Annotated in this window: 21 protein-coding genes; 10 read left to right on the top strand and 11 right to left on the bottom strand. The window is 68.9% G+C overall.

The window, feature by feature from the left end; all coding sequences use genetic code 11:
* Nucleotides 1-37 precede the first annotated feature (37 nt).
* The 5 genes from QO011_RS10300 to QO011_RS10280 form a co-directional block, all read right to left on the bottom strand.
* Nucleotides 38-1,540, bottom strand: coding sequence for a replicative DNA helicase (locus tag QO011_RS10300; protein WP_307271201.1), 1,503 nt, complete (start codon nucleotides 1,538-1,540; stop codon nucleotides 38-40).
* A 128-nt stretch (nucleotides 1,541-1,668) separates the two neighbouring features.
* Nucleotides 1,669-3,633, bottom strand: coding sequence for a threonine--tRNA ligase (gene thrS, locus QO011_RS10295; protein ID WP_307271199.1), 1,965 nt, complete (start codon nucleotides 3,631-3,633; stop codon nucleotides 1,669-1,671).
* Between the two features lie 54 nt (nucleotides 3,634-3,687).
* Nucleotides 3,688-4,008, bottom strand: coding sequence for a membrane protein insertion efficiency factor YidD (yidD, locus tag QO011_RS10290; RefSeq protein ID WP_307271197.1), 321 nt, complete (start codon nucleotides 4,006-4,008; stop codon nucleotides 3,688-3,690).
* Complete coding sequence (locus QO011_RS10285) at nucleotides 4,005-4,586, bottom strand: hypothetical protein (RefSeq protein WP_307271194.1); 582 nt, start codon at nucleotides 4,584-4,586, stop codon at nucleotides 4,005-4,007. The genes yidD and QO011_RS10285 overlap by 4 nt, the downstream gene beginning before the upstream one ends.
* Nucleotides 4,583-5,041, bottom strand: coding sequence for an iron-sulfur cluster assembly scaffold protein (locus QO011_RS10280; RefSeq protein ID WP_307271189.1), 459 nt, complete (start codon nucleotides 5,039-5,041; stop codon nucleotides 4,583-4,585). The genes QO011_RS10285 and QO011_RS10280 overlap by 4 nt, the downstream gene beginning before the upstream one ends.
* Nucleotides 5,042-5,209: 168 nt before the next feature.
* Between QO011_RS10280 and folE the strand changes: the two genes are divergently transcribed.
* On the top strand, nucleotides 5,210-5,854 hold the full coding sequence (folE, locus tag QO011_RS10275) for a GTP cyclohydrolase I FolE (protein ID WP_370881940.1): 645 nt from the start codon (nucleotides 5,210-5,212) through the stop codon (nucleotides 5,852-5,854).
* An 8-nt stretch (nucleotides 5,855-5,862) separates the two neighbouring features.
* Nucleotides 5,863-6,291, top strand: a complete 429-nt coding sequence (gene hisI, locus QO011_RS10270) for a phosphoribosyl-AMP cyclohydrolase (protein WP_307271186.1) — start codon at nucleotides 5,863-5,865, stop codon at nucleotides 6,289-6,291.
* Nucleotides 6,292-6,325: 34 nt separating this feature from the next.
* Here hisI and QO011_RS10265 read toward each other — a convergent pair whose 3' ends face one another.
* The gene (locus QO011_RS10265; RefSeq protein ID WP_307271183.1) at nucleotides 6,326-6,904 is read right to left on the bottom strand and encodes a DUF3280 domain-containing protein; all 579 of its coding nucleotides are present in this window, start codon (nucleotides 6,902-6,904) and stop codon (nucleotides 6,326-6,328) included.
* A 205-nt stretch (nucleotides 6,905-7,109) separates the two neighbouring features.
* Here QO011_RS10265 and QO011_RS10260 point away from each other — a divergent pair, with 205 nt between their 5' ends.
* Nucleotides 7,110-8,513: a sensor histidine kinase gene (locus tag QO011_RS10260; RefSeq protein WP_307271181.1), complete on the top strand. Its 1,404-nt coding sequence runs from the start codon at nucleotides 7,110-7,112 to the stop codon at nucleotides 8,511-8,513.
* A complete protein-coding gene (locus QO011_RS10255) occupies nucleotides 8,510-9,163 on the top strand; it encodes a response regulator (RefSeq protein ID WP_370881939.1) in 654 nt (217 codons plus the stop codon). Before QO011_RS10260 ends, QO011_RS10255 begins: the two co-directional genes overlap by 4 nt.
* A gap of 11 nt (nucleotides 9,164-9,174) precedes the next feature.
* On the opposite strand, the gene QO011_RS10250 is transcribed toward QO011_RS10255, so the two are convergent.
* Both QO011_RS10250 and QO011_RS10245 read right to left on the bottom strand, forming a co-directional pair.
* Entirely contained in the window at nucleotides 9,175-10,062 is an 888-nt protein-coding gene (locus QO011_RS10250) for an RgsD C-terminal domain-containing protein (RefSeq protein ID WP_307271176.1), read from the bottom strand.
* 31 nt (nucleotides 10,063-10,093) lie between these two features.
* Nucleotides 10,094-11,026 (bottom strand): DMT family transporter, encoded by a 933-nt coding sequence (locus tag QO011_RS10245; protein ID WP_307271174.1) that lies wholly within the window; start codon nucleotides 11,024-11,026, stop codon nucleotides 10,094-10,096.
* A gap of 156 nt (nucleotides 11,027-11,182) precedes the next feature.
* On the opposite strand from QO011_RS10245, the gene QO011_RS10240 reads away from it, so the two are divergent.
* From QO011_RS10240 to rpsI, 3 genes are all read left to right on the top strand, one after another.
* Entirely contained in the window at nucleotides 11,183-11,746 is a 564-nt protein-coding gene (locus QO011_RS10240) for a nitroreductase family protein (RefSeq protein WP_307271171.1), read from the top strand.
* A 194-nt stretch (nucleotides 11,747-11,940) separates the two neighbouring features.
* Nucleotides 11,941-12,402 (top strand): 50S ribosomal protein L13, encoded by a 462-nt coding sequence (gene rplM, locus QO011_RS10235; protein WP_307271168.1) that lies wholly within the window; start codon nucleotides 11,941-11,943, stop codon nucleotides 12,400-12,402.
* A 4-nt stretch (nucleotides 12,403-12,406) separates the two neighbouring features.
* Complete coding sequence (gene rpsI, locus QO011_RS10230; protein ID WP_307271164.1) at nucleotides 12,407-12,883, top strand: 30S ribosomal protein S9; 477 nt, start codon at nucleotides 12,407-12,409, stop codon at nucleotides 12,881-12,883.
* A gap of 183 nt (nucleotides 12,884-13,066) precedes the next feature.
* On the opposite strand, the gene QO011_RS10225 is transcribed toward rpsI, so the two are convergent.
* Nucleotides 13,067-13,441 (bottom strand): DUF6481 family protein, encoded by a 375-nt coding sequence (locus QO011_RS10225; protein WP_307271162.1) that lies wholly within the window; start codon nucleotides 13,439-13,441, stop codon nucleotides 13,067-13,069.
* Nucleotides 13,442-13,728: 287 nt separating this feature from the next.
* Between QO011_RS10225 and speB the strand changes: the two genes are divergently transcribed.
* From speB to purN, 3 genes are read left to right on the top strand one after another with little or no spacing between them, the layout of a single operon-like run.
* On the top strand, nucleotides 13,729-14,712 hold the full coding sequence (gene speB / locus QO011_RS10220; RefSeq protein ID WP_307271158.1) for an agmatinase: 984 nt from the start codon (nucleotides 13,729-13,731) through the stop codon (nucleotides 14,710-14,712).
* Nucleotides 14,709-15,782, top strand: a complete 1,074-nt coding sequence (purM, locus tag QO011_RS10215; RefSeq protein ID WP_307271155.1) for a phosphoribosylformylglycinamidine cyclo-ligase — start codon at nucleotides 14,709-14,711, stop codon at nucleotides 15,780-15,782. Before speB ends, purM begins: the two co-directional genes overlap by 4 nt.
* Nucleotides 15,779-16,411: a phosphoribosylglycinamide formyltransferase gene (gene purN / locus QO011_RS10210; RefSeq protein WP_307271153.1), complete on the top strand. Its 633-nt coding sequence runs from the start codon at nucleotides 15,779-15,781 to the stop codon at nucleotides 16,409-16,411. The genes purM and purN overlap by 4 nt, the downstream gene beginning before the upstream one ends.
* A 6-nt stretch (nucleotides 16,412-16,417) precedes the next feature.
* On the opposite strand, the gene QO011_RS10205 is transcribed toward purN, so the two are convergent.
* Nucleotides 16,418-16,771, bottom strand: a complete 354-nt coding sequence (locus tag QO011_RS10205) for a BrnA antitoxin family protein (RefSeq protein ID WP_307271150.1) — start codon at nucleotides 16,769-16,771, stop codon at nucleotides 16,418-16,420.
* Between the two features lie 41 nt (nucleotides 16,772-16,812).
* Nucleotides 16,813-18,903: a molybdopterin-containing oxidoreductase family protein gene (locus QO011_RS10200; RefSeq protein WP_307271146.1), complete on the bottom strand. Its 2,091-nt coding sequence runs from the start codon at nucleotides 18,901-18,903 to the stop codon at nucleotides 16,813-16,815.
* Nucleotides 18,904-18,946: the final 43 nt, after the last annotated feature.

Below are 18,946 nucleotides of genomic sequence, written 5' to 3'. Positions count from 1 at the left end.
GCTGGGTGCTCCCGCCGGCGATGTGCCCGGCCGCGCCTCACATCCGGTCCGGCAGATGGTCCGGCCGCGCGAGGTTGGAGAAGCGGGTGATGTCCGCGTCGAACTGCAGCTTCACCGTGCCCGTCGGCCCGTGGCGCTGCTTGCCGATGATCACCTCGGCGTGGCCGGCGATCGCCTCCATCTCGGCCTGCCAGGTGAAGAACTCCGGCGTGCCTTCCTTCGGCATCTTGTTCTTGAGGTAATATTCCTCGCGGTAGACGAACATCACCACGTCGGCGTCCTGCTCGATGGAGCCGGATTCGCGCAGGTCCGAGAGCTGCGGGCGCTTGTCGTCGCGGCTCTCGACCTGGCGCGAGAGCTGCGACAGTCCGATGATCGGCACGGCCAGCTCCTTGGCCAGGGCCTTCAGTCCGGTGGTGATCTCGGTCATCTCCTGGACGCGGTTGTCGCCCTTCTTGGCGGCGCCGGAGAGCAGCTGGATATAGTCGATGATCAGGAGGTCGAGGCCGCGCTGGCGCTTGAGGCGGCGGGCGCGGGCGACGAGCTGGGCGATGGAGATGCCGCCGGTATCGTCGATATAGAGCGGCAGGTTCTGCATCTCCTGGCTGGCGATGACGAGGCGGGAGAACTCCTCCTCCATCAGATCGCCGCGCCGGATCTTGTAGGAGGGCACGCTGGCCTGCTCGGCGATGATGCGGGTGGCGAGCTGCTCGCACGACATTTCCAGCGAGAAGAAGCCGACCGAGCCGCCGTCGACGGTCTTGTGCGCGCCGTCCGGCTGCACCTCGTAGCGATAGGTCTTGGCGATGTTGAAGGCGATGTTGGTGACGAGCGACGTCTTGCCCATGGCCGGGCGGCCGGCGAGGATGATGAGGTCCGAGGGCTGCAGGCCGCCCATCATCCGGTCGAGGTCGTCGAGCCCGGTCGCCACGCCCGAGAGATTGCCGTCGCGCTGATAGGCGGCGGAGGCCATGTCGATGGCATCCTTCAGCGCCTCGGAGAAGCGGGCGAAGCCGCCGTCCGAGCGCCCGCTCTCGGCGAGCTCGTAGAGCCGGCGCTCGGCATCCTCGATCTGCGACTGGGGCGCCATGTCCACCGGCGCGTCATAGGCGAGGTTGACGACGTCCTCGCCGATGCCGATCAGGGCCCGGCGGATGGCGAGATCGTAGATGGTCTGGCCGTAGTCGCCGGCATTGATCACGGTCGTCGCCTCGGCGGCGAGGCGCGCCAGATATTGCGCCACCGTCAGGCCGCCGGCGATCTCCTGGTCCGGGCCCAGGAAGGTCTTGAGGGTGATGGGCGTGGCGATCTTGCCGCCGCGGATCAGGCTGGTGGTGATCTCGAACACCTTGGCATGCAGCGGGTCGAAGAAGTGCTGCGGCAGCAGGAAGTCCGAGACGCGGTAATAGGCCTCGTTGTTGACCAGGATGGCGCCGAGCAGCGCCTGCTCCGCCTCGACATTGTGCGGCGCCTGCCGGTACGCGGGCTGCTGGCCGGCAGGGTCGATGCGGTGGATGGTGGCTTCGAGGGTCGGGGGCATGCGATCACCATCGATTCGTCGGCCGTCAGATGTACCATGGCCGCGCGGCCGCATGCCCGGGCGATCGATGATCCACAACGATCCACAGGATGCACGGGGCGGCGGTCGGGGCCGTCCCGTGCGGCTGATCAGGCCCGGGCTCGCGCCAGGTCTGGGGGCGTTGCTTCCGCCGCGAGGCTGGCGATCGCCTCCTGCAGCGTGCTCGGCGTCTGGCCCTGGGTGCCGAGGCGGCGGATCGACACGGTCTTCTCGGCCGCCTCCTGCTTGCCGACCGCCAGGATCACCGGGACCTTGGTCAGCGAGTGCTCGCGCACCTTGTAGCCGATCTTCTCGTTGCGAAGGTCGATCTCCGCCCGCAGCCCCGCCTTCAGCAGGGCCTGGTGCACGGTCCTGGCATAGTCGTCCGCCTCGCCCGTGATGGTGCAGATCATCGCCTGCACCGGCGCCAGCCAGAGCGGGAAGTGTCCGGCAAAATGCTCGATCAGGATGCCGGCGAAGCGCTCCATCGAGCCGCAGATGGCCCGGTGGATCATGACGGGCACGGTCTTGGCGCCGCTCTCGGCGATGTAGAAGGCGCCGAACCGCTCGGGCAGGTTGAAGTCGACCTGCGTGGTGCCGCACTGCCAGTCGCGGCCGATGGCGTCGCGCAGCACATATTCGAATTTCGGCCCGTAGAAGGCGCCTTCGCCGGGATTGATGCTGGTCTCGATCAGGCCGCCGGACTCCGCGGCGATCTGCTCGAGCACCTTCGTCATCACCGCTTCGGCCCGGTCCCACAGCTCATCGCTGCCGACGCGCTTGTCCGGACGGGTGGAGAGCTTGACCACGATCTTGTCGAAGCCGAAATCCCGGTAGGTCGACAGGATCAGGTCGTTGATGGCCAGGCATTCCGCCGCCATCTGCTCGTCGGTGCAGAAGATGTGCGCATCGTCCTGGGTGAAGCCGCGCACGCGCATCAGGCCGTGCAGGGCGCCCGAGGGCTCATAGCGGTGCACTGCGCCGAATTCAGCAAGGCGCAGAGGCAGTTCTCGGTAAGACCTCAAGCCATGCTTGAAGATTTGCACATGGCCGGGGCAGTTCATCGGCTTGATGGCGAAGACCCGATCGTCGTCGGTCTCCTCGCCGGCCGACTTGGCCATGAACATGTTCTCCCGGTACCAGCCCCAATGGCCCGAGGTCTCCCACAGCGACTTGTCGAGGAGCTGCGGCGCGTTCACCTCCTGGTAGCCGAGCAGCTTGAGCCGCCGGCGCATATAGGCGATCAGCTCCTGGAACAGGGTCCAGCCCTTGGCGTGCCAGAAGACGACGCCCGGCCCTTCCTCCTGGAAGTGGAACAGGTCCATCTCGCGGCCGAGGCGGCGATGGTCGCGCTTTTCCGCCTCCTCGATCTGGTGGAGATAGAGGTCGAGCTCCTCCTGGCTGCGCCAGGCGGTGGCATAGATGCGCGTCAGCATCGGATTGTTGGAATCGCCGCGCCAGTAGGCGCCGGCAACCTTCATCAGCTTGAAGGCCGGGCCGATCTGGCCGGTCGAGACCATGTGCGGCCCGCGGCAGAGGTCGAACCAGCCGCCCTGGTCGTAGATCTTCAGGTCCTGGCCGTCCGGAATGGCGTCGACCAGCTCGACCTTGAAGGCCTCGCCCTTGTCGCGGAACACCTGGCGCGCCTTCTCCCGGCTCCACACCGATTTGGTGAAGGGCGCGTTGCGGGCGATGATCTCGCGCATCTTGGCTTCGATCGCGGCGAAATCGTCCGGCGTGAACGGCTCGTTGCGGAAGAAGTCGTAATAGAAGCCGTTCTCGATCACCGGGCCGATGGTGACCTGCGTCCCCGGCCACAGCGTCTGAACGGCCTCGGCCATGACGTGAGCGGCGTCGTGCCGGATCAGCTCCAGCGCTTCCGGGCTCTCGCGGGTGACGATGGCGATGGACGCGTCCTTGGTGATCGCGTCGGAAAGATCGGTCAGGGTGCCGTCGAGCTTCATGGCGATCGCCTTCTTGGCGAGCGACTTGGAGATCGATTCGGCCACCGCCTTGCCGGTGATGCCGGCGTCGAAGGCGCGCTGATTGCCATCGGGAAAGGTCAGAACGGGCATGGGACTACTCCTGGCTCACTCCTGCGGACCAAGCAGGTAAGCGAAGCGTTCGATTCAAGGGTGCGGATTGCCGGTGGAAGCCGGCTCGCAGACGATCGGCCGCCAGCGGCCGTAGCGCCACGGTCTATACCAGGCGGAATCGGCCGGCAACCGCTCCGGTGCCGGATCGAAGCCGGAGCCGCCCCAGGGATGGCAACGGCAGATGCGCGCAAGGCCGATCCAGCCGCCGGCCCACAGGCCGTGCGCCCGGATGGCGTCGTCCGTGTACTCCGAGCAGGTGGGAAGATAGCGGCAGCGCCGCCCCATGACGGAGGAGAGCGTCAGCTGATAGGCCCTGATCGCGACATGGGCGGCCTGGCGGGGGAGCTCTCTCACGCCTCGATCACGACCTCGGCGTCGCCGCCCTCGACGATGTCGATCATCCGGCGCAATTGATCGAAGCCCATCTGCAGCCGCTCCTCCAGCTCGATCATCTCGTTGAGCGAGGCGGGCGTGAACTTGGCGCCGCGCAGGAACTCGCTGCGACGCAGGGCATAGCTCTTGTCGGCGAAGGTCGACTTGTAGGCGAGCAGCAATTCGTCGGGATGGCCCTTGAACAGGTTGCGCAGGTCGCGGCTGCTGTCGACCCGCATGGTCAGCTCGAACTTCTTGCCGCCGATCAGGCCGGAGCGGATGCCGCGCTGGAGCACGAGCCGCAGCATCGCCGGCTTCGGGGCGACGGCGACCGGGGCGACGGCGACTGGTGCGACCGGAGCCGGCGCTGCGGTCGGCAGGGCGGTGGCCGGCTGCGGCGCCGCGGGCTGGGGCGGAGCAGGCTGGGGCGCGACCGCCTGCGATGGCTCCGGCGCCGCCAGCGGCGAGATCTGCGCTGCGGCCGGCATGTGCATCGGCGGCGTTGCCGGTGCTTCGTCCGCCGGCGTCACGTCCGCCAGCGTTGGTTCGGTGCGGTTCATTCGGCGGCTTCCCGTCTGGCTTCCGGTCTCTTGGCTTCGATCTTGTCGACGGCTTCGACCACGGCGTCGAAGGTCAGCATGGTGGAGGCGTGGCGCGCCTTGTAGTCGCGCACCGGCTCCAGCACCATCGCCTCCGCGAACCGGCCGCCGGGCGGCGGGCCGTTTTCCTTCAGCATGCGGCGCATCGTCTCGCGCGCCGTGCGCAGCTCGTCGCCGGTCGCGCCGATGACGTGGCGTGCCATGATCGAGGACGAGGCCTGGCCGAGGGCGCAGGCCTTCACCACGTGCGCGAAATCGGTGACGACGCCGTTCTCCATGGCGAGGTCGACGGTCACCGTCGAGCCGCACAGCCTGGAATGGGCGGTGGCCGTCGCATCGGGTGCGGCCAAACGTCCGATCCGCGGTATATCGGCGGCCAGCCCAAGAATATGCTTGTTATAGACGTCGTCGAGCATGGCGGGGTGCTTGTTTGCAAGACCTTTGGTCCCAACTATATAAGCCCTGCCGCCGCCCAGTGCGAGTGGCTGCCGCGAAGCGCGGCGTCGTCGATCCCGGCCGGTCCCGGGATCGATTCATCAAGGAGAGCAGGCCGGAGCCATCCGGCCGGCCGTCAGGAGCCAGTCATGGACGCCATGGCGCCCTCGTCCAAGCCCCACCCCGAGCGTGAAGCCGGTGCGGAGACGCGACTGCACCGCCCCTCGCGCAAGGAGGCGGAGGAGGCCGTGCGCACGCTGATCCTGTGGGCGGGCGACAATCCCGACCGCGAGGGCCTGCGTGACACGCCCAAGCGCGTGACCAAGGCCTGGCGCGAGCTGTTCCGCGGCTATGAGCAGGACGTGGCCGACGAGCTCGACACGGTGTTCGAGGAAGTCGGCGGCTATGGCGACATCGTGCTGGTGCGCGACATTCCGTTCTTCTCGCACTGCGAGCACCATATCGTGCCGATCCTCGGCAAGGCGCATATCGCCTATTACCCGCGTGAGGGCGTGGTGGGCCTTTCCAAGCTCGCCCGCGTGGTCGATATCTATTCGCGCCGCCTGCAGACGCAGGAGAACCTCACCGCCGAGATCGTCAACGCCATCGACGATCATCTCAAGCCCCGCGGGCTGGCGCTGATGATGGAGGCCGAGCACATGTGCATGGCCATGCGCGGCATCCAGAAGCAGGGCGTCTCCACCATCACCACGGGCTATACCGGCGTGTTCAAGGACGACCCCACCGAGCAGATGCGCTTCCTGACGCTGGTGCGCGGCGCGGCCGTGCGGTAGCGCCTGCCATGAGCGAGGACGCTGCGATCTTTCCCGCCCCCGGCGACAAGGCGGCCCTGGAGGAGGGCGGTGTGTTCTCGCCGCGCTTCGACCGGGACGGCCTGATCACGACCGTGGCCGTCGATGCCGGTTCCGGCGCCGTGCTGATGGTCGCGCACATGAACGCGGAGTCGCTGGCGCGGACGTTGGACACCGGCGAGGCCTGGTACTGGTCGCGCTCGCGCCGGACGCTCTGGCGCAAGGGCGACACGTCGGGCCAGGTGCAGCGTGTCGTCGAGATGCGGGTCGACTGCGACCAGGATGCGCTGCTGATCCGGGTAGAGGTCGGCGGTGACGGCGGCTGCTGCCATACCGGCCGGCGCTCGTGCTTCTATCGCACCGTGCCGACGGGGCAGGGGCGCGAGGTGCGGCTGGCCTTCGCCGAGGCCGCAGCCTGAACCGCGCATCGTCCGTCGTCATCCGTCCCCTCGGTCACGGAGCGGTCCCGGCCTTCTCGCGCGCTTTCTCTGGTTCGATCAGCCGCGCCTTGATCAGCCAGGCCAGGGCGCGGCTCCAGGATTCGTCGGTCTCGCCGCGCAGATCCGTCTGCGCGATCTTCAAGAGCTGCCCGGTGCGGGCGTCGCGGATGCGAAACTCCAAATATTGCTCCATGACGCTGACCTTCCGGAACATGCCGACGAAGGACATGTCCGCCCCGAGCTTCAGGGCGATGTCGGCGTCGCAGCCGTTGCATTTGCGCAGCCAGTGATCCCTGACGTTCTTGTCCTGCGCGTTGCTCACGTCGACGAGCTGGAACAGGCCGGATTCGGTGAGCTGCCGACGAGCCTGGCGGGTGACGAGCTGCAGCCGCGCCGTCTCGGCCGGACTCTCGCCGGCGATCGGGCCACCGGCGGTGAAGTCGTCGAGCTCGAAATCGAAGACCGCGAGCTTGATCGGCGGCCGGCTTCCGGCATCGCCGGCGCCGGACGCGAGCAGCGCGGCGCAGAGCGCGCCGACACCCGCAAGGAGGCTCCGTGCCCGAGAGCCCTTCTTCGACCATCCAAGAGCCATGTCGTTCCTCCGCGGGTTGCGCCGAGCGATCTCGGCACGAGAGACAATAGCGGCGGCGGCGCGGTCGGCTTCGGCGGCCGTCACGACGAGCTTCGGGCAAATTTCACGAGCATCGGCCCGGCTTCTTCACCGAAGGAAACGAAGCGATTAACCTCTCCGGGCCCGGTTTCGCACCGAAACCCCGGATGATCGCCCGAGAGCGCCGATGACCGCGATCCGCCCCCTCGACCTCAAGCTCTCCGTCATGATCCGCATCGCGCTGGGCGCGCTGTTCTGCGCGGCCGTCACCACCGTCCTCGTCGTGTCGGACACGCGCCTGGAGCTCGTGCGCTCCCTGGAGAGCAAGAGCCAGTCCTTCGGCACCTATCTCAGCCTGCAGGCGTTCCGGGCGGATGCCGCCTCGGGGCAGCGCGATCGGTTCCCGGACTGGCAGTTCCTGTCCGAGGAGGTCCTGGACGAGGGCTTCTGCGTTGAGGTCTCCGATCCCAGCGGCGGTTCGATCTATGCGAGCTGTCGAGGGGCCGGCGGCCGTGTGACGGCGCCGCCATGGTTCTCGCAGCTCTATCGGGCCCTGCTCTCGCCCGGACCGTCGATCCGGCGTGGTCTCGACGCACGCGGCAACACGGTCGGTGCGGTGGCGGTCTCGCTAGATCCGGCCGCAGGCGCCGCCCGGATCTGGCACGAGGTCGGCCGCATCGTCTGGATCGTCGTCGGCAGTGTCGTGCTGCTCGCGCTGATCGCCTATCTCGCCATCGATCATGCCATGCGTCCGGCGCGCCGGATGCTGGCGGGCATCGAGCGGATCGCCGGCGGCGACCTGTCGTGCCGCCTGCCGCCTGTCCGGCTGATCGAGCTGCAGCAGATCAGCACGGTGATCAACGCCATGGCGGCCCGGCTTGCGACGAGCCTGGCCGAGCGCGAGGAGCTGTCGCGCCGTCTCGCCATCGCCCAGGAGGAGGAGAGGCGCCATCTGGCGCGCGAGCTCCATGATGAATTCGGCCAGAGCCTGGCCGCGATCAACGCCATCGCCGCATCGGTCGAGGCGACGGCCGAAGGGAGCTGCCCCGAGCTGATCCCGGAAGCCCAGACGCTCTCCGACATCGCCATCAGGATGATGGGCGCCCTGCGCAGCACGATGGCGCGGCTGCGCCCGGCCGTCATCGACGAGGTCGGCCTGGTGGAGAGCCTGCGCGGCCTGGTTGCCGGCTGGAACAGCCGCCTGGGGCGCACCACGCGCTTCTCGTTCGCGGCAACCGGAAGCTTCCACGAGCTGCCGGATGCGGCCGCGGTGAGCATCTTCCGCATCGCCCAGGAGGGGCTGACCAACGCCGCCCGCCATGCCGAGGCGCGCCACGTCAAGCTGGTGCTGGAACGTCTCCCCCTCGGCGACGCCGCGCAGGCCGGCGCAGGTGCGGTGCAGCTGATGATCGAGGACGACGGCAAGGGATGCGACTGGGAGCGGATGCCGCGAGAAGGTGCGGGCCTCAGGGGCATGCGCGAGCGCATTGCCCTCTTCGGCGGCCGGATGGCGCTGGGCCGGGCCGGGTTCGAGGGCACGCGCCTGTCGATCACCATGCCGGCGACCGTCCCGGCGAAGGCGGCGGCGTGATGGCACGGCCGATCCGGATCATGCTGGTCGACGATCACGCCATCGTCCTCGAAGGATATCGCCGCCTCCTCGACAAGCAGTCCGACATGGAGGTCGTCGCGGAGGCCGGCGACGGCCGGACGGCCTATCAGCGCTACAAGGAGGTGCAGCCGGACGTGCTCGTCCTCGATATCTCGATGCCCGGACGCGGCGGCATCGACATCATCGGCCAGATCCGCCTGTGGGACCCTCAGGCCAGGATCGTCGTCTTCACCATGCACCAGAGCGCAGTCTTCGCGGTCCATGCCTTTCAGGCGGGGGCCATGGGCTACATCACCAAGAGCAGCAAGCCGATGCTGCTCGTGCGCGCCATCACCGAGGTCTTCGCGGGGCGGCGGGCGCTATCCCCCGACATCAGCCAGGAGCTGGCCCTGTCGCATGTCGGCGCCGGGGCGTCGGCCCTCGAGAGCCTGTCGCCGCGGGAGTTCGAGGTCCTGCGCCTGATCCTCCGCGCCAAGACCTGCGCCGAGATCGCGTCCACCCTGAACCTGAGCCCCAAGACCGTGGCCAACTATCACTATCTGCTCAAGCAGAAGCTCGGCGTCGGCTCGGATATCGAGCTGCTCTATCTCGGCCTGCGCGAGGGGCTGGTCACATCGCCGGTGCCCTGAGCCCGCCGATGCTACTTCGCCATCACCTCGACGTCCTGGTCGAGGCCGGATTTCACGTCGAACTCGCGCGTATAGACCCGCCCGTCGTGCCGGGCGACCACGGTGTAGTTGCCTTCGGCCAGGATCATCGAGGGGAAGGCGCCGATCGATTCGCGGATGACGTCGCCGCCGGGGGTCAGCACCGACCAGGCGGTGTCGGCCAGCGCCTCGCCGCCCGGCTGGTTGACCAGCTTCAGCGTCAGCGTCGCCGCATTGTGGTGGAAGGTCGCGTCGGTGAGCTGGCCCGCCTTGATCGAGATCTCGGCGGAGACGCTGGCATTGGAATCGCCGTAATTGCTCTCGACGAAGTAGCGCCCCTCCGGCAGCCGCACCAGGTCGTCGGCCGGGACGTCCTCGGCGATCAGGCGCCGCTCGCCCGTCGGCAGCATGGCCGAGATGCGCGAGGTGAGCTTGGCCGCCGGCACCGGCTTGTCGCCGATCGTCGCCTCCACCTTCAGCGCCCCGCAGTTCAGGACGAGCCTTTCAATAGCCGGCGTGTTGCCGATCTCGACGCGGCGCGTCGCCGCCGCCAGCCCGTAGGCGGCGTGCACGACATAGATGCCCGGCTCGAGGGAGAAGGTCGGGGCCGCGTCGTCGGATTCGCCGACGATCGGCAGATCGCCGTTCTCGTCGTTGCGGGCCCGGAAGACGTGCCATTTCACGCCGGAACGGATCTGCTCGCCCTTCTCGACGAAGAAGGCGCTGACCGACAGCGGCTGGACCGTGCGCGGCAGCTGCGGCGCGGCCTGCGGCAGGGGCTGCGGTGGCCGGCTGGTCTGCGCCGGGGCCGGCGACGCGGCGGCGAGCGCAGCGGCGAGGAGGCCGGCGAGGGGAGGGAAGGCGCGACGAGCGAGCATCATGCGGCGCACGATCCACGGAATCCGGGCGATTTCAAGCCCGCCGCGTGTGCAGGCCGGGCGGACCGGCGTTGCCGGCCTTGCCGGCGGGCCAGGTCATGGCCAGCACGCCGGCGATGACGCAGACGAGGCCGATCAGCGCCGTGCCGCTGGGCTGCTCGCCGAGGACGAGCACGCCGATGGCCACGCCCACCGGCACGCGCAGATAGGCCTGCGCCGTGGCGCCGACCGGGCCGAGGGTCTGGAACAGGCGGAAATAGATGACGAAGGCGAGGGCGGTCGAGAGCAGCGCCAGCGCCAGCAGGGCCAGAACGGACGTGGCCGAGGGGGCGAGCAGCCAGGGGCGCTCGAAGGCCAGGCTGGCCGGCGCCAGCATGGCCGCGCCGCAGACGAGCGATCCTGCGGCCGGCACCATGGGATCGAGCCCGGCGAAACGGCGCCCGAACACCGCGGCCGCGCCGTAGCAGGCGGTGGCCGCGACGATGGCGAGCTGCGGCACCAGCGCCTGGCCCGCCCCTCGCAGGGCGTCGACGCCGACGACGAGCACGATGCCGAGCAGCCCCGCCCCGATTCCGAAGAGCTTGCGGGCGGTGACCGCCTCGTGACGGGTGACGGCGATGGTGAGGAGGAAGGCGAAGATCGGCGTCGTCGCATTGAGGATGCTGGCCAGGCTCGCGTCGACCGTCCTTTCCGCCCAGGCGATCAGCGTGAAGGGAACCGCGCTGTTGAGGCAGGCCTGCATGGCGAAACGCCGCCAGCTCGCCCGGTCCCGCGGCATGGTGAGGCCGCGCAGCCGGAGCGCTGCCAGCAGCACCAGGCCCGCGATCAGCGTGCGGGCGGCGATCAGCGTGATCGGCGGGATGGTCGCAACCCCGAGCTTGATGAAGCTGTAGGAGGCACCCCAGAGCGTCGCCAGCAGCGCCAGCAGGGCGAGCTCGACGGCGGGGCGGGACGGGACTGTCGGCATGCGGATCTCTCGGGTTCGGCGGCACTCTGCCATCGCCCAGCCGGGCGGTCGTGCCCGAACGCTTCGGTCCGGGCCGAAATGTCGGCCGTCCGCCGGTCCGGCTTGCGTCCATGACGCATATGCTTATGTCAGGACGATTCCCTCCTGGACCCTCCCATGCCCGACGCCATCGACCTCCTGAAGATCCGCCGCTCCGTGCCGCCTGCCTTCCTCGCCGAGCCGGGGCCGGACGCCGCCCAGCTCGAGACGCTGCTCACCATCGCCGCGCGCGTGCCGGATCACGGCAAGCTGCATCCCTGGCGCTTCATCGTCTATGCCGGCGAAGCCAAGGCCAAGGCGGGGCGCATCATCGAGGAGGCCTTCCACGCCGGGAATCCGGATGCCGACACGGCGGCGCTGAAGAAGGAGGCGACCCGCTTTGCCGCCCCGCTGATCATCGGCGTGGTCTCCACCGCTGCTCCGCATGTGAAGATCCCGGTCTGGGAGCAGGAGCTCTCTGCCGGCGCCGTCTGCGCGAACCTGGTCGTCGCCGCCACGGCGCTCGGCTTCGGCGCGAGCTGGCTGACCGGCTGGTTCGCCTATGACGCCGAGGTGCTGGCCCGGCTCGGGATCGAGCCGCACGAGCGGGTCGCCGGATTCGTCCATGTCGGCACGCCGACCGAGGTCGTCCCGGATCGTCCGCGGCCAGCGCTCGGGGAAATCGTCAGCCATTTCAGCTGATTCTTGTATGGTATTGAGATACCTATATCGTAATACGTTGATTTTGCTTCGTAATTATCGACGATAGCGGAAATGTCATCATTGACGGGCGCCGGCGCCTCGTGTAGAAGCGCGCCAACTCGGCGGCTGCGAGCTCTCTCGTGGCCGCCGTGTCAGTTCAACCCGTCGGATCGACAGCGAATCTCAGGCGACTCATGTCCACCTTCACGCTCAAGACCGCCGACATCGAGAAGAAATGGTATCTGATCGACGCGAAAGGCCTCGTTGTGGGCCGCCTCGCGACGATCATCGCCATGCGTCTGCGCGGCAAGCACAAGCCGACCTACACGCCCCATCTCGACTGCGGCGACAACGTCATCGTCATCAACGCCGACAAGGTGGTGTTCACCGGCCGCAAGCGCGACCAGAAGGTGTACCACTATCACACCGGGCATCCCGGCGGCATCAAGGAGCGCAGCGCCAAGTTCATCCTCGAAGGGCGCTTCCCCGAGCGCATCGTGGAGAAGGCGGTGGAGCGCATGATCCCGCGTGGCCCGCTCGGCCGCAAGCAGCTCCTGAACCTGCGCGTCTACAAGGGCACCGAGCATCCGCACGAGGCGCAGCAGCCCGTGGCGCTCGACGTCGGCGCGATGAACGCCAAGAACCTGAAGGTCTGAACCGATGGCCGAAACGCTTAACTCGCTGCAGTCCCTCGGGAGCGTCGTCGAGACGGCCGAGGCCGCGCCCCAGCATGTCCAGAAGCTGGACGCCCAGGGCCGTGCCTATGCCACCGGCAAGCGCAAGAACGCCATCGCCCGCGTCTGGATCAAGCCCGGCTCCGGCAAGGTCACGGTCAACGAGCGCTCGGTCGAGGTGTATTTCGCCCGCCCGGTGCTGCAGATGCTGATCCAGCAGCCCCTGACCGTCGCCAACCGCGTCGGCCAGTACGACATCGTCGTCACCGTCGCCGGCGGCGGCCTCTCCGGCCAGGCCGGTGCCGTGCGCCACGGCGTCTCCAAGGCTCTGACCTATTACGAGCCGGAGCTGCGCACCGCTCTGAAGAAGGAAGGCTTCCTCACCCGCGACAGCCGCGTGGTCGAGCGCAAGAAGTACGGCCGCGCCAAGGCCCGCCGGTCCTTCCAGTTCTCCAAGCGCTGATCTCTCGAGCGCAGCACGCAAAAACAAAAGGCTGCCGAACGGCAGCCTTTTCTTTTGGGCGGGACGGTTCAGACCTGAGCCCCGACCAATATCCTCGCGCTGTTCCCTTTGCCGCCAGGCGGGCCGAGCCGAAGCCTGGACCTCCCCCTCCATGCCGGACGGGGAGGCCTTTGCAGCAGCAGCTCAGCGCCGGTTGGCGGTTGCGCGGCGCTCCGCATACGCGACGAAGTCGCGGAAGATCTGCTTCGGGCGCGCCTTTTCGCGCGCGGCTTCCTCGGCCTGCCGGGCTGCTTCGCGGGCGGCCGCCTCGATACGCTCGGCTTCCTCCCGCGCCGCCCGCTCGGCGGCCTCCTCCGCTTCGCGTATCCGGCGAGCGGCGTCGCGCTCCGCCTGACGCGCTTCGCGCGCAGCGACGACGGCCTGGCGGGCCGCTCGCCGCTCCGCTGCCGCGGGGTCTTCCTGCGTCAGCTTGGCCCGGAACTTGTCCAATTGGGCCTTCTTCGCGTCCTCGGCGGTGCTCCGCCGTTCGACGAAACTCCTGTCCTTGTAGATGCTCAAGTGATGCCTTCGGTAGTGGGTGGCTATGCACGCTCCAGGCGTGCGGTCCTCGCGGCGCTCGGCCGACACGTCGGCCAGAATGCCGCGCGCTTCTCATAGGCCAATCCTCACGGTTTTGCCACTGGAAGCGCAGGAAAATTTGTCGGTCCTGCCCTGCGTAAATCGATGTGCTCCCGGCCTTGAGCCGTGGGTGCAACACACGGGGCCGCTCTTCCTCTCTTGTCTTGATCGCTGTCCGCGGCCATGGTCCGCCCGCAATCCCCCTTTTTCGTTCCCCGGAGCACGTCATGGCCGGCCCCGCGCCCGATCCGAAACGCCCGCGCCCGACCGACAACGCCGTCTTCGGCAAGCAGATCCTTGGCGGTGTCTCGGAGCCGACCTATGGCGGCGTCCTGTCCTTCATGCGCCGGCGCTTCTCGCGCGACCTCTCGGGCATCGACGTCGCGGTCTGGGGCATCCCCTTCGATGCCGCCGTCTCCAACCGGCCGGGCGCGCGGTTCGGGCCGCAGGCGGTGCGCCGCGCCTCGGCGATCTTCGACGGCGACCCGCAATATCCCTTCCGGGCCGATCCCTTCGAGCGTCTGGCCGTGGTCGACTACGGAGACTGCTCCTTCGACTATGCCCGGCATGGCGAGATTCCCGCCTGCATCGAGGCGCAGGCGGGCGACATCCTCGACCAGGGGCCGATGCTGGTCTCGATCGGCGGCGATCACTACGTCACCTGGCCGCTGCTCAAGACTCATGCCGCCCGGCACGGGCCGATGGCCCTGGTGCATTTCGACGCCCACCAGGACACCTGGCACGACGATGACGGCCGCATCGACCACGGCTCCTTCGTGGCGCGCGCCGTCCGCCACGGCGCCGTCCGGCCGGAGCGCTCGATCCAGATCGGCATCCGCACCCATGCGCCGGACGATTGCGGCATCGAGATCGTCGACGGCGAAGACCTGGAGACCTTGGGCGTCGCCGCGGTGGTGGAGCGGATCCGCCGGCGGGTCGGCGATGCCAAGGCCTATCTCACCTTCGACATCGACTGCCTCGATCCGGCCTTTGCGCCGGGGACGGGCACGCCGGTTGCCGGCGGCCCATCCTCGCGGCAGATGCTGATGGTGCTGCGTCGTCTCGGCTTCCTCGACATCGTCGGCTGCGATCTCGTCGAGGTCGCGCCGGCCTACGACCATGCCGACATCACCGCCATCGCCGGCGCGACGGTGGTTCAGCATTATCTGGGGTTGATCGCCGAGCGGAAGCAGGGCAAAGCCGGGTCATGACCAAGAACCCATCCGCGAATGCCCTGACCTATGCCGATGCCGGGGTCGACATCGATGCCGGCAACGCCATGGTCGAGGCCATCAAGCCGCTGGTGCGCGCCACGCGGCGCGTCGGCGCCGATGCCGAGATCGGCGGCTTCGGCGGCCTGTTCGACCTGAGGGCCTGCGGCTACACCGATCCGGTGCTGGTGGCGGCCAATGACGGCGTCGGCACCAAGCTGAAGGTGGCGATCGAGACCGGCATCCACGACACGGTCGGCATCGACCTCGTCGCCATGTCGGTCAACGACCTCGTGGTGCAGGGGGCCGAGCCGCTGTTCTTCCTCGACTATTTCGCCACCGGCAAGCTCGCGCCGGGGCAGGGGGTCGAGGTGGTCCGGGGCATTGCCGCCGGCTGCCGGGAAGCCGGCTGCGCCCTGATCGGCGGCGAGACCGCAGAGATGCCGGGCATGTATGCCGAGGGCGACTACGACCTCGCCGGCTTCGCCGTCGGCGCGGTCGAGCGGAATGCCGTGCTGCCGCGCCGCGACGTCGGCGCCGGCGACGCGATCCTCGGCCTCGCCTCGTCCGGCGTGCACTCCAACGGCTTCTCGCTGGTGCGCAGGATCGTGGCGCTGTCGGGCCTCCCCTGGGATGCGCCGGCGCCGTTCCAGCCCGGCGAGAGCCTCGGGCGGGCACTGCTGACGCCGACCCGCATCTATGTGAAGCCGGTGCTGGCGGCGCTCAAGGCCACCGGCGGCGCCGTCAAGGCGCTCGCCCACATCACCGGCGGCGGCTTTCCCGACAACATTCCGCGGGTGCTGCCGGACGGGCTCGGCGCGGCGATCGACCTTGCCGCCATCGCGCCGCCGCCGGTCTTCGGCTGGCTGGCGCGGACCGGCGGCGTCGCCACGCCGGAGATGCTGCGCACCTTCAACTGCGGCGTCGGCATGATCGTCGTCACGGCCGCGGCCGACGCGGAGCGGGTGGCGCAGGCCCTGGCCGCGGCCGGCCAGCCGGCCTTTCGCCTCGGCACGGTGGTGGAGGAGGGCGAGACGCGCGTTACCTATTCCGGCGAACTCCGGCTGTGACGCGCAAGACCCGCGTCGCCGTGCTGATCTCGGGCCGCGGCTCGAACATGGCGGCCCTGATCGAGGCGGCGAAGGCACCCGGCTATCCCGCCGAGATCGTGGCGGTGCTCTCCAACCGGCCCGATGCCAAGGGCCTGGAGCTCGCCAGGGCGGCGGGCCTCCATGCGGAGGCGGTCGACCACAAGGCCTTCTCCTCGCGCGAAGAGTTCGAGGCCGCGCTCGAGGCGCGGCTCGAGGTGCACGTCGCCGATATCGTCGCGCTCGCCGGCTTCATGCGCCTGATGACGCCCTCCTTCGTCGAGCGCTGGGCCGGGCGGATGATCAACATTCATCCGGCGCTGCTGCCCGCCTTCAAGGGCCTGCACACCCATGAGCGCGCCCTGGCGGCGGGCGTGCGCCTGCATGGCTGCACGGTCCACTACGTCACGCCGGGCATGGACGAGGGCCCGATCATCGCCCAGGCCGCGGTGCCGGTGCTGGCCGGCGACACCGCGGATGTCCTCGGCGCCCGCGTGCTCGCCGCCGAGCACCGGCTCTACCCCGCGGCGCTGGCGCGCGTCGCGCGCGGCGAGGCGCCGATCGTCGCCGGGCGGGTGGCGATCACCGGCGAAGACCTGCTGCTGGGATAGTCGGGCTCAGCCCTCGTGGCCGTCGCTGACGAAGTCGTGGCGTGGCGTGGCATCGGGCTCGCTTGCCGCGGCCTCGCGCTCGGCCGCCGCCGCCCGGTACAGCGCTGCCTCGATGCGAGCTTCCCAACCCGGGCCGGCGGCACGGAAATGATCGAGGACGTCGCGCCCGAGGCGGATCGACACCGTCACCTTCGCCGCCGCCTCGGACCCCGCCCCCGACGGAGAGGGCGCTACCGGGCGTGCCCCCGGAGCGGGCGCTACCGGGCTCGCGCCCGGAGCGATGAAGTCGGCCTCCGCCCATTCGCCGTTGTAGTCGTGCGGGACCGCGTCATGGGACGTCTTGTGGGGATGGCCGGACATCGTCTCGTCTCCTCCCTTGGTGGCCCGCAGCGGGCCGGCCGCTATGCGATCCGCGACAGCGCGACCTTGTTGTCGTGGAAGGCCGCGCCGCCGACCGGGGCGGGCGCATCGGCTCCGGTCAGCGTGTTGATGCCGCGCCCGTCCTCATAGGCCGAGTTGGGCCAGATCGATTCGGCCACGAGCACGCCGCGCCTGAGGCCCCCGAACAGGCGCGCATGCAGGCGCACCGCGCCGCGCGGGTTGGAAAGCTCCACCTTGTCGCCCTCGGCGATGCCGTTGGCCGCGGCATCCTCGGGATGGATCAGCACGGTCGGGCGCTCCTCCTTGGTGATCGCGGTCGGCGTCTCCGTGAAGGAGGAGTTGAGATAGTTGCGCGCCGGGCTGGTGGCGAGGCGGAAGGGATGGGCTTCGTCCGCCGCCTCGATCGCCGCCCAATGGTCGGGGAAGGCCGGCATCGTGTCGATCGGGCCGAACTTGGCCGGCGCGGCATAGGGCACCCGGCGCCAGTCGGCCTTGAAGCGGAACTTGCCGTCGGGCCAGCCGAAGCCGTCGAGGAAATGCGCCTTCTCGAAGGGCTGCTGGCAGTCGATCCAGCGCTGGCGCTCCAGCTCCTCCAGCGTGCCGCGGTTGGAGGCGCGCAGGGTGGCGTCGATCAGCTCGCGCGGCGTCATGTCGAAGCCGGGATGCTGCGCGCCGACGCGCCTGGCCAGGGCACTGATCACCTCGTGATTGTCGCGGCATTCGCCGGGCGGCTCGATCAGCTTGGGGCCGAGCAGGATGTGCTGCTGCCCGCCGGCCTGGTAGACGTCGTCGTGCTCGACGAACATGGTCGCGGGCAGGACGATATCGGCCACCTTGGCGGTGTCGGTCATCACCTGCTCGTGCACGGCGACGAACAGATCCTCGCGGGCAAAGCCACGCTTGACCTTGTCCTGGTCGGGCGCGACCGAGACCGGGTTGGTGTTCTGGATCAGCATGGCCGTGACCGGCGGGCCGCTCCACAGCGCCTTCGGATCGCCGGTGAGGATGGCGCCGATGCGCGACTGGTCGAGCTGGCGCACCTTGGGATCGCGCACGTCCAGCCCTTCGATCAGCGATTTCCTCCAGCCGAACATGCCGGAATTGGAGTGCAGCGCCCCACCGCCTTCGTGCTGCCAGGCGCCGAGCACCACGGGGATCGCGCTCACCGCATGCATGGCGGCTGAACCGTTGCGCGAGCGGGCGAAGCCATAGCCGAGCCGGAAGAAGGTCTTCGGCCGCTCGCCCAGGAGCCTGGCGAAGGCTTCGATCTCCGCGACCGGCACGCCGCAGATGGATGAGGCCCATTCCGGCGTACGGGTGCTCAGATGCTCCTCGAACTCTTCCGGGCAATCCGCGTATTTCTCTAGATATTTCCGGTCGGCGAGCCCGTCGCGGAACAGGATGTGCATCACGCCGCAGGCCAGCGCCCCGTCAGTGCCCGGCCGCACGATCAGCTTGATGTCGGCCTGCTTCATCGTGGCGTTGTCGTAGACATCGACGGCGACGATCTTCGCCCCGCGCTCCTTGCGGGCGCGCGTGGCGTGGGTCATGACGTTGACCTGGGTGACGACCGCATTGGTGCCCCACAGCACGATGCAGTCGGACTTGGCCATCTCGCGCGGGTCGGCCCCGGTCATGCGCCCGTGCCCGACCATGTAGCCGGCCCAGGACAGGTTGGTGCAGATGGTGGAGAACTGGCCCGAATAGCCCTTGGCGTTGCGCAGGCGATTGATGCCGTCGCGCATCACCAGGCCCATCGTCCCGGCATAATAATAGGGCCAGACCGCCTCGGCCCCGTGCCGGCGCTCGGCGTCCAGGAAGGCCTCGGCGATGCGGTCGAGCGCCTCGTCCCAGGAGATCCGCTTGAAGTCGCCCGAGCCCTTCGGGCCGGTGCGCAGCAGCGGATGCATCAGCCGGTCGGCGTGGTGGACGCGCTCGGCATAGCGGGCCACCTTGGCGCAGATGACGCCGGCGGTGTAGCTGTTGTCGGCGGCGCCATAGACCCGGCCGATGGCCTTGCCGTCAAAGACCTCCACCTCCAGGGCGCAGGTGGAGGGGCAGTCGTGCGGGCAGGCGGAGGCCCTGCGGATCGGGCCGAGCGGCTTGTTCATGAGCGGGTTCGCGAACCGGGTCTGTCCACCCTTTGTAATACCC

Source organism: Labrys wisconsinensis, from assembly GCF_030814995.1.
Taxonomy (GTDB): domain Bacteria; phylum Pseudomonadota; class Alphaproteobacteria; order Rhizobiales; family Labraceae; genus Labrys; species Labrys wisconsinensis.
The sequence above is the reverse complement of the archived record's forward strand: the minus strand, read 5'-3'. Positions and strand labels throughout refer to the sequence as shown.

Bases quoted from the DNA above. Each gene is read 5' to 3' on its own strand.
- QO011_RS10300 (WP_307271201.1), bottom strand. From the start codon at position 1,540: ATGCCCCCGACCCTCGAAGCCACCATCCACCGCATCGACCCTGCCGGC.
- thrS (WP_307271199.1), bottom strand. From the start codon at position 3,633: ATGCCCGTTCTGACCTTTCCCGATGGCAATCAGCGCGCCTTCGACGCC.
- QO011_RS10285 (WP_307271194.1), bottom strand. From the start codon at position 4,586: ATGAACCGCACCGAACCAACGCTGGCGGACGTGACGCCGGCGGACGAA.
- QO011_RS10280 (WP_307271189.1), bottom strand. From the start codon at position 5,041: ATGCTCGACGACGTCTATAACAAGCATATTCTTGGGCTGGCCGCCGAT.
- folE (WP_370881940.1), top strand. From the start codon at position 5,210: ATGGACGCCATGGCGCCCTCGTCCAAGCCCCACCCCGAGCGTGAAGCC.
- hisI (WP_307271186.1), top strand. From the start codon at position 5,863: ATGAGCGAGGACGCTGCGATCTTTCCCGCCCCCGGCGACAAGGCGGCC.
- QO011_RS10265 (WP_307271183.1), bottom strand. From the start codon at position 6,904: ATGGCTCTTGGATGGTCGAAGAAGGGCTCTCGGGCACGGAGCCTCCTT.
- QO011_RS10260 (WP_307271181.1), top strand. From the start codon at position 7,110: ATGACCGCGATCCGCCCCCTCGACCTCAAGCTCTCCGTCATGATCCGC.
- QO011_RS10250 (WP_307271176.1), bottom strand. From the start codon at position 10,062: ATGATGCTCGCTCGTCGCGCCTTCCCTCCCCTCGCCGGCCTCCTCGCC.
- QO011_RS10245 (WP_307271174.1), bottom strand. From the start codon at position 11,026: ATGCCGACAGTCCCGTCCCGCCCCGCCGTCGAGCTCGCCCTGCTGGCG.
- QO011_RS10240 (WP_307271171.1), top strand. From the start codon at position 11,183: ATGCCCGACGCCATCGACCTCCTGAAGATCCGCCGCTCCGTGCCGCCT.
- rplM (WP_307271168.1), top strand. From the start codon at position 11,941: ATGTCCACCTTCACGCTCAAGACCGCCGACATCGAGAAGAAATGGTAT.
- rpsI (WP_307271164.1), top strand. From the start codon at position 12,407: ATGGCCGAAACGCTTAACTCGCTGCAGTCCCTCGGGAGCGTCGTCGAG.
- speB (WP_307271158.1), top strand. From the start codon at position 13,729: ATGGCCGGCCCCGCGCCCGATCCGAAACGCCCGCGCCCGACCGACAAC.
- purM (WP_307271155.1), top strand. From the start codon at position 14,709: ATGACCAAGAACCCATCCGCGAATGCCCTGACCTATGCCGATGCCGGG.
- QO011_RS10205 (WP_307271150.1), bottom strand. From the start codon at position 16,771: ATGTCCGGCCATCCCCACAAGACGTCCCATGACGCGGTCCCGCACGAC.
- QO011_RS10200 (WP_307271146.1), bottom strand. From the start codon at position 18,903: ATGAACAAGCCGCTCGGCCCGATCCGCAGGGCCTCCGCCTGCCCGCAC.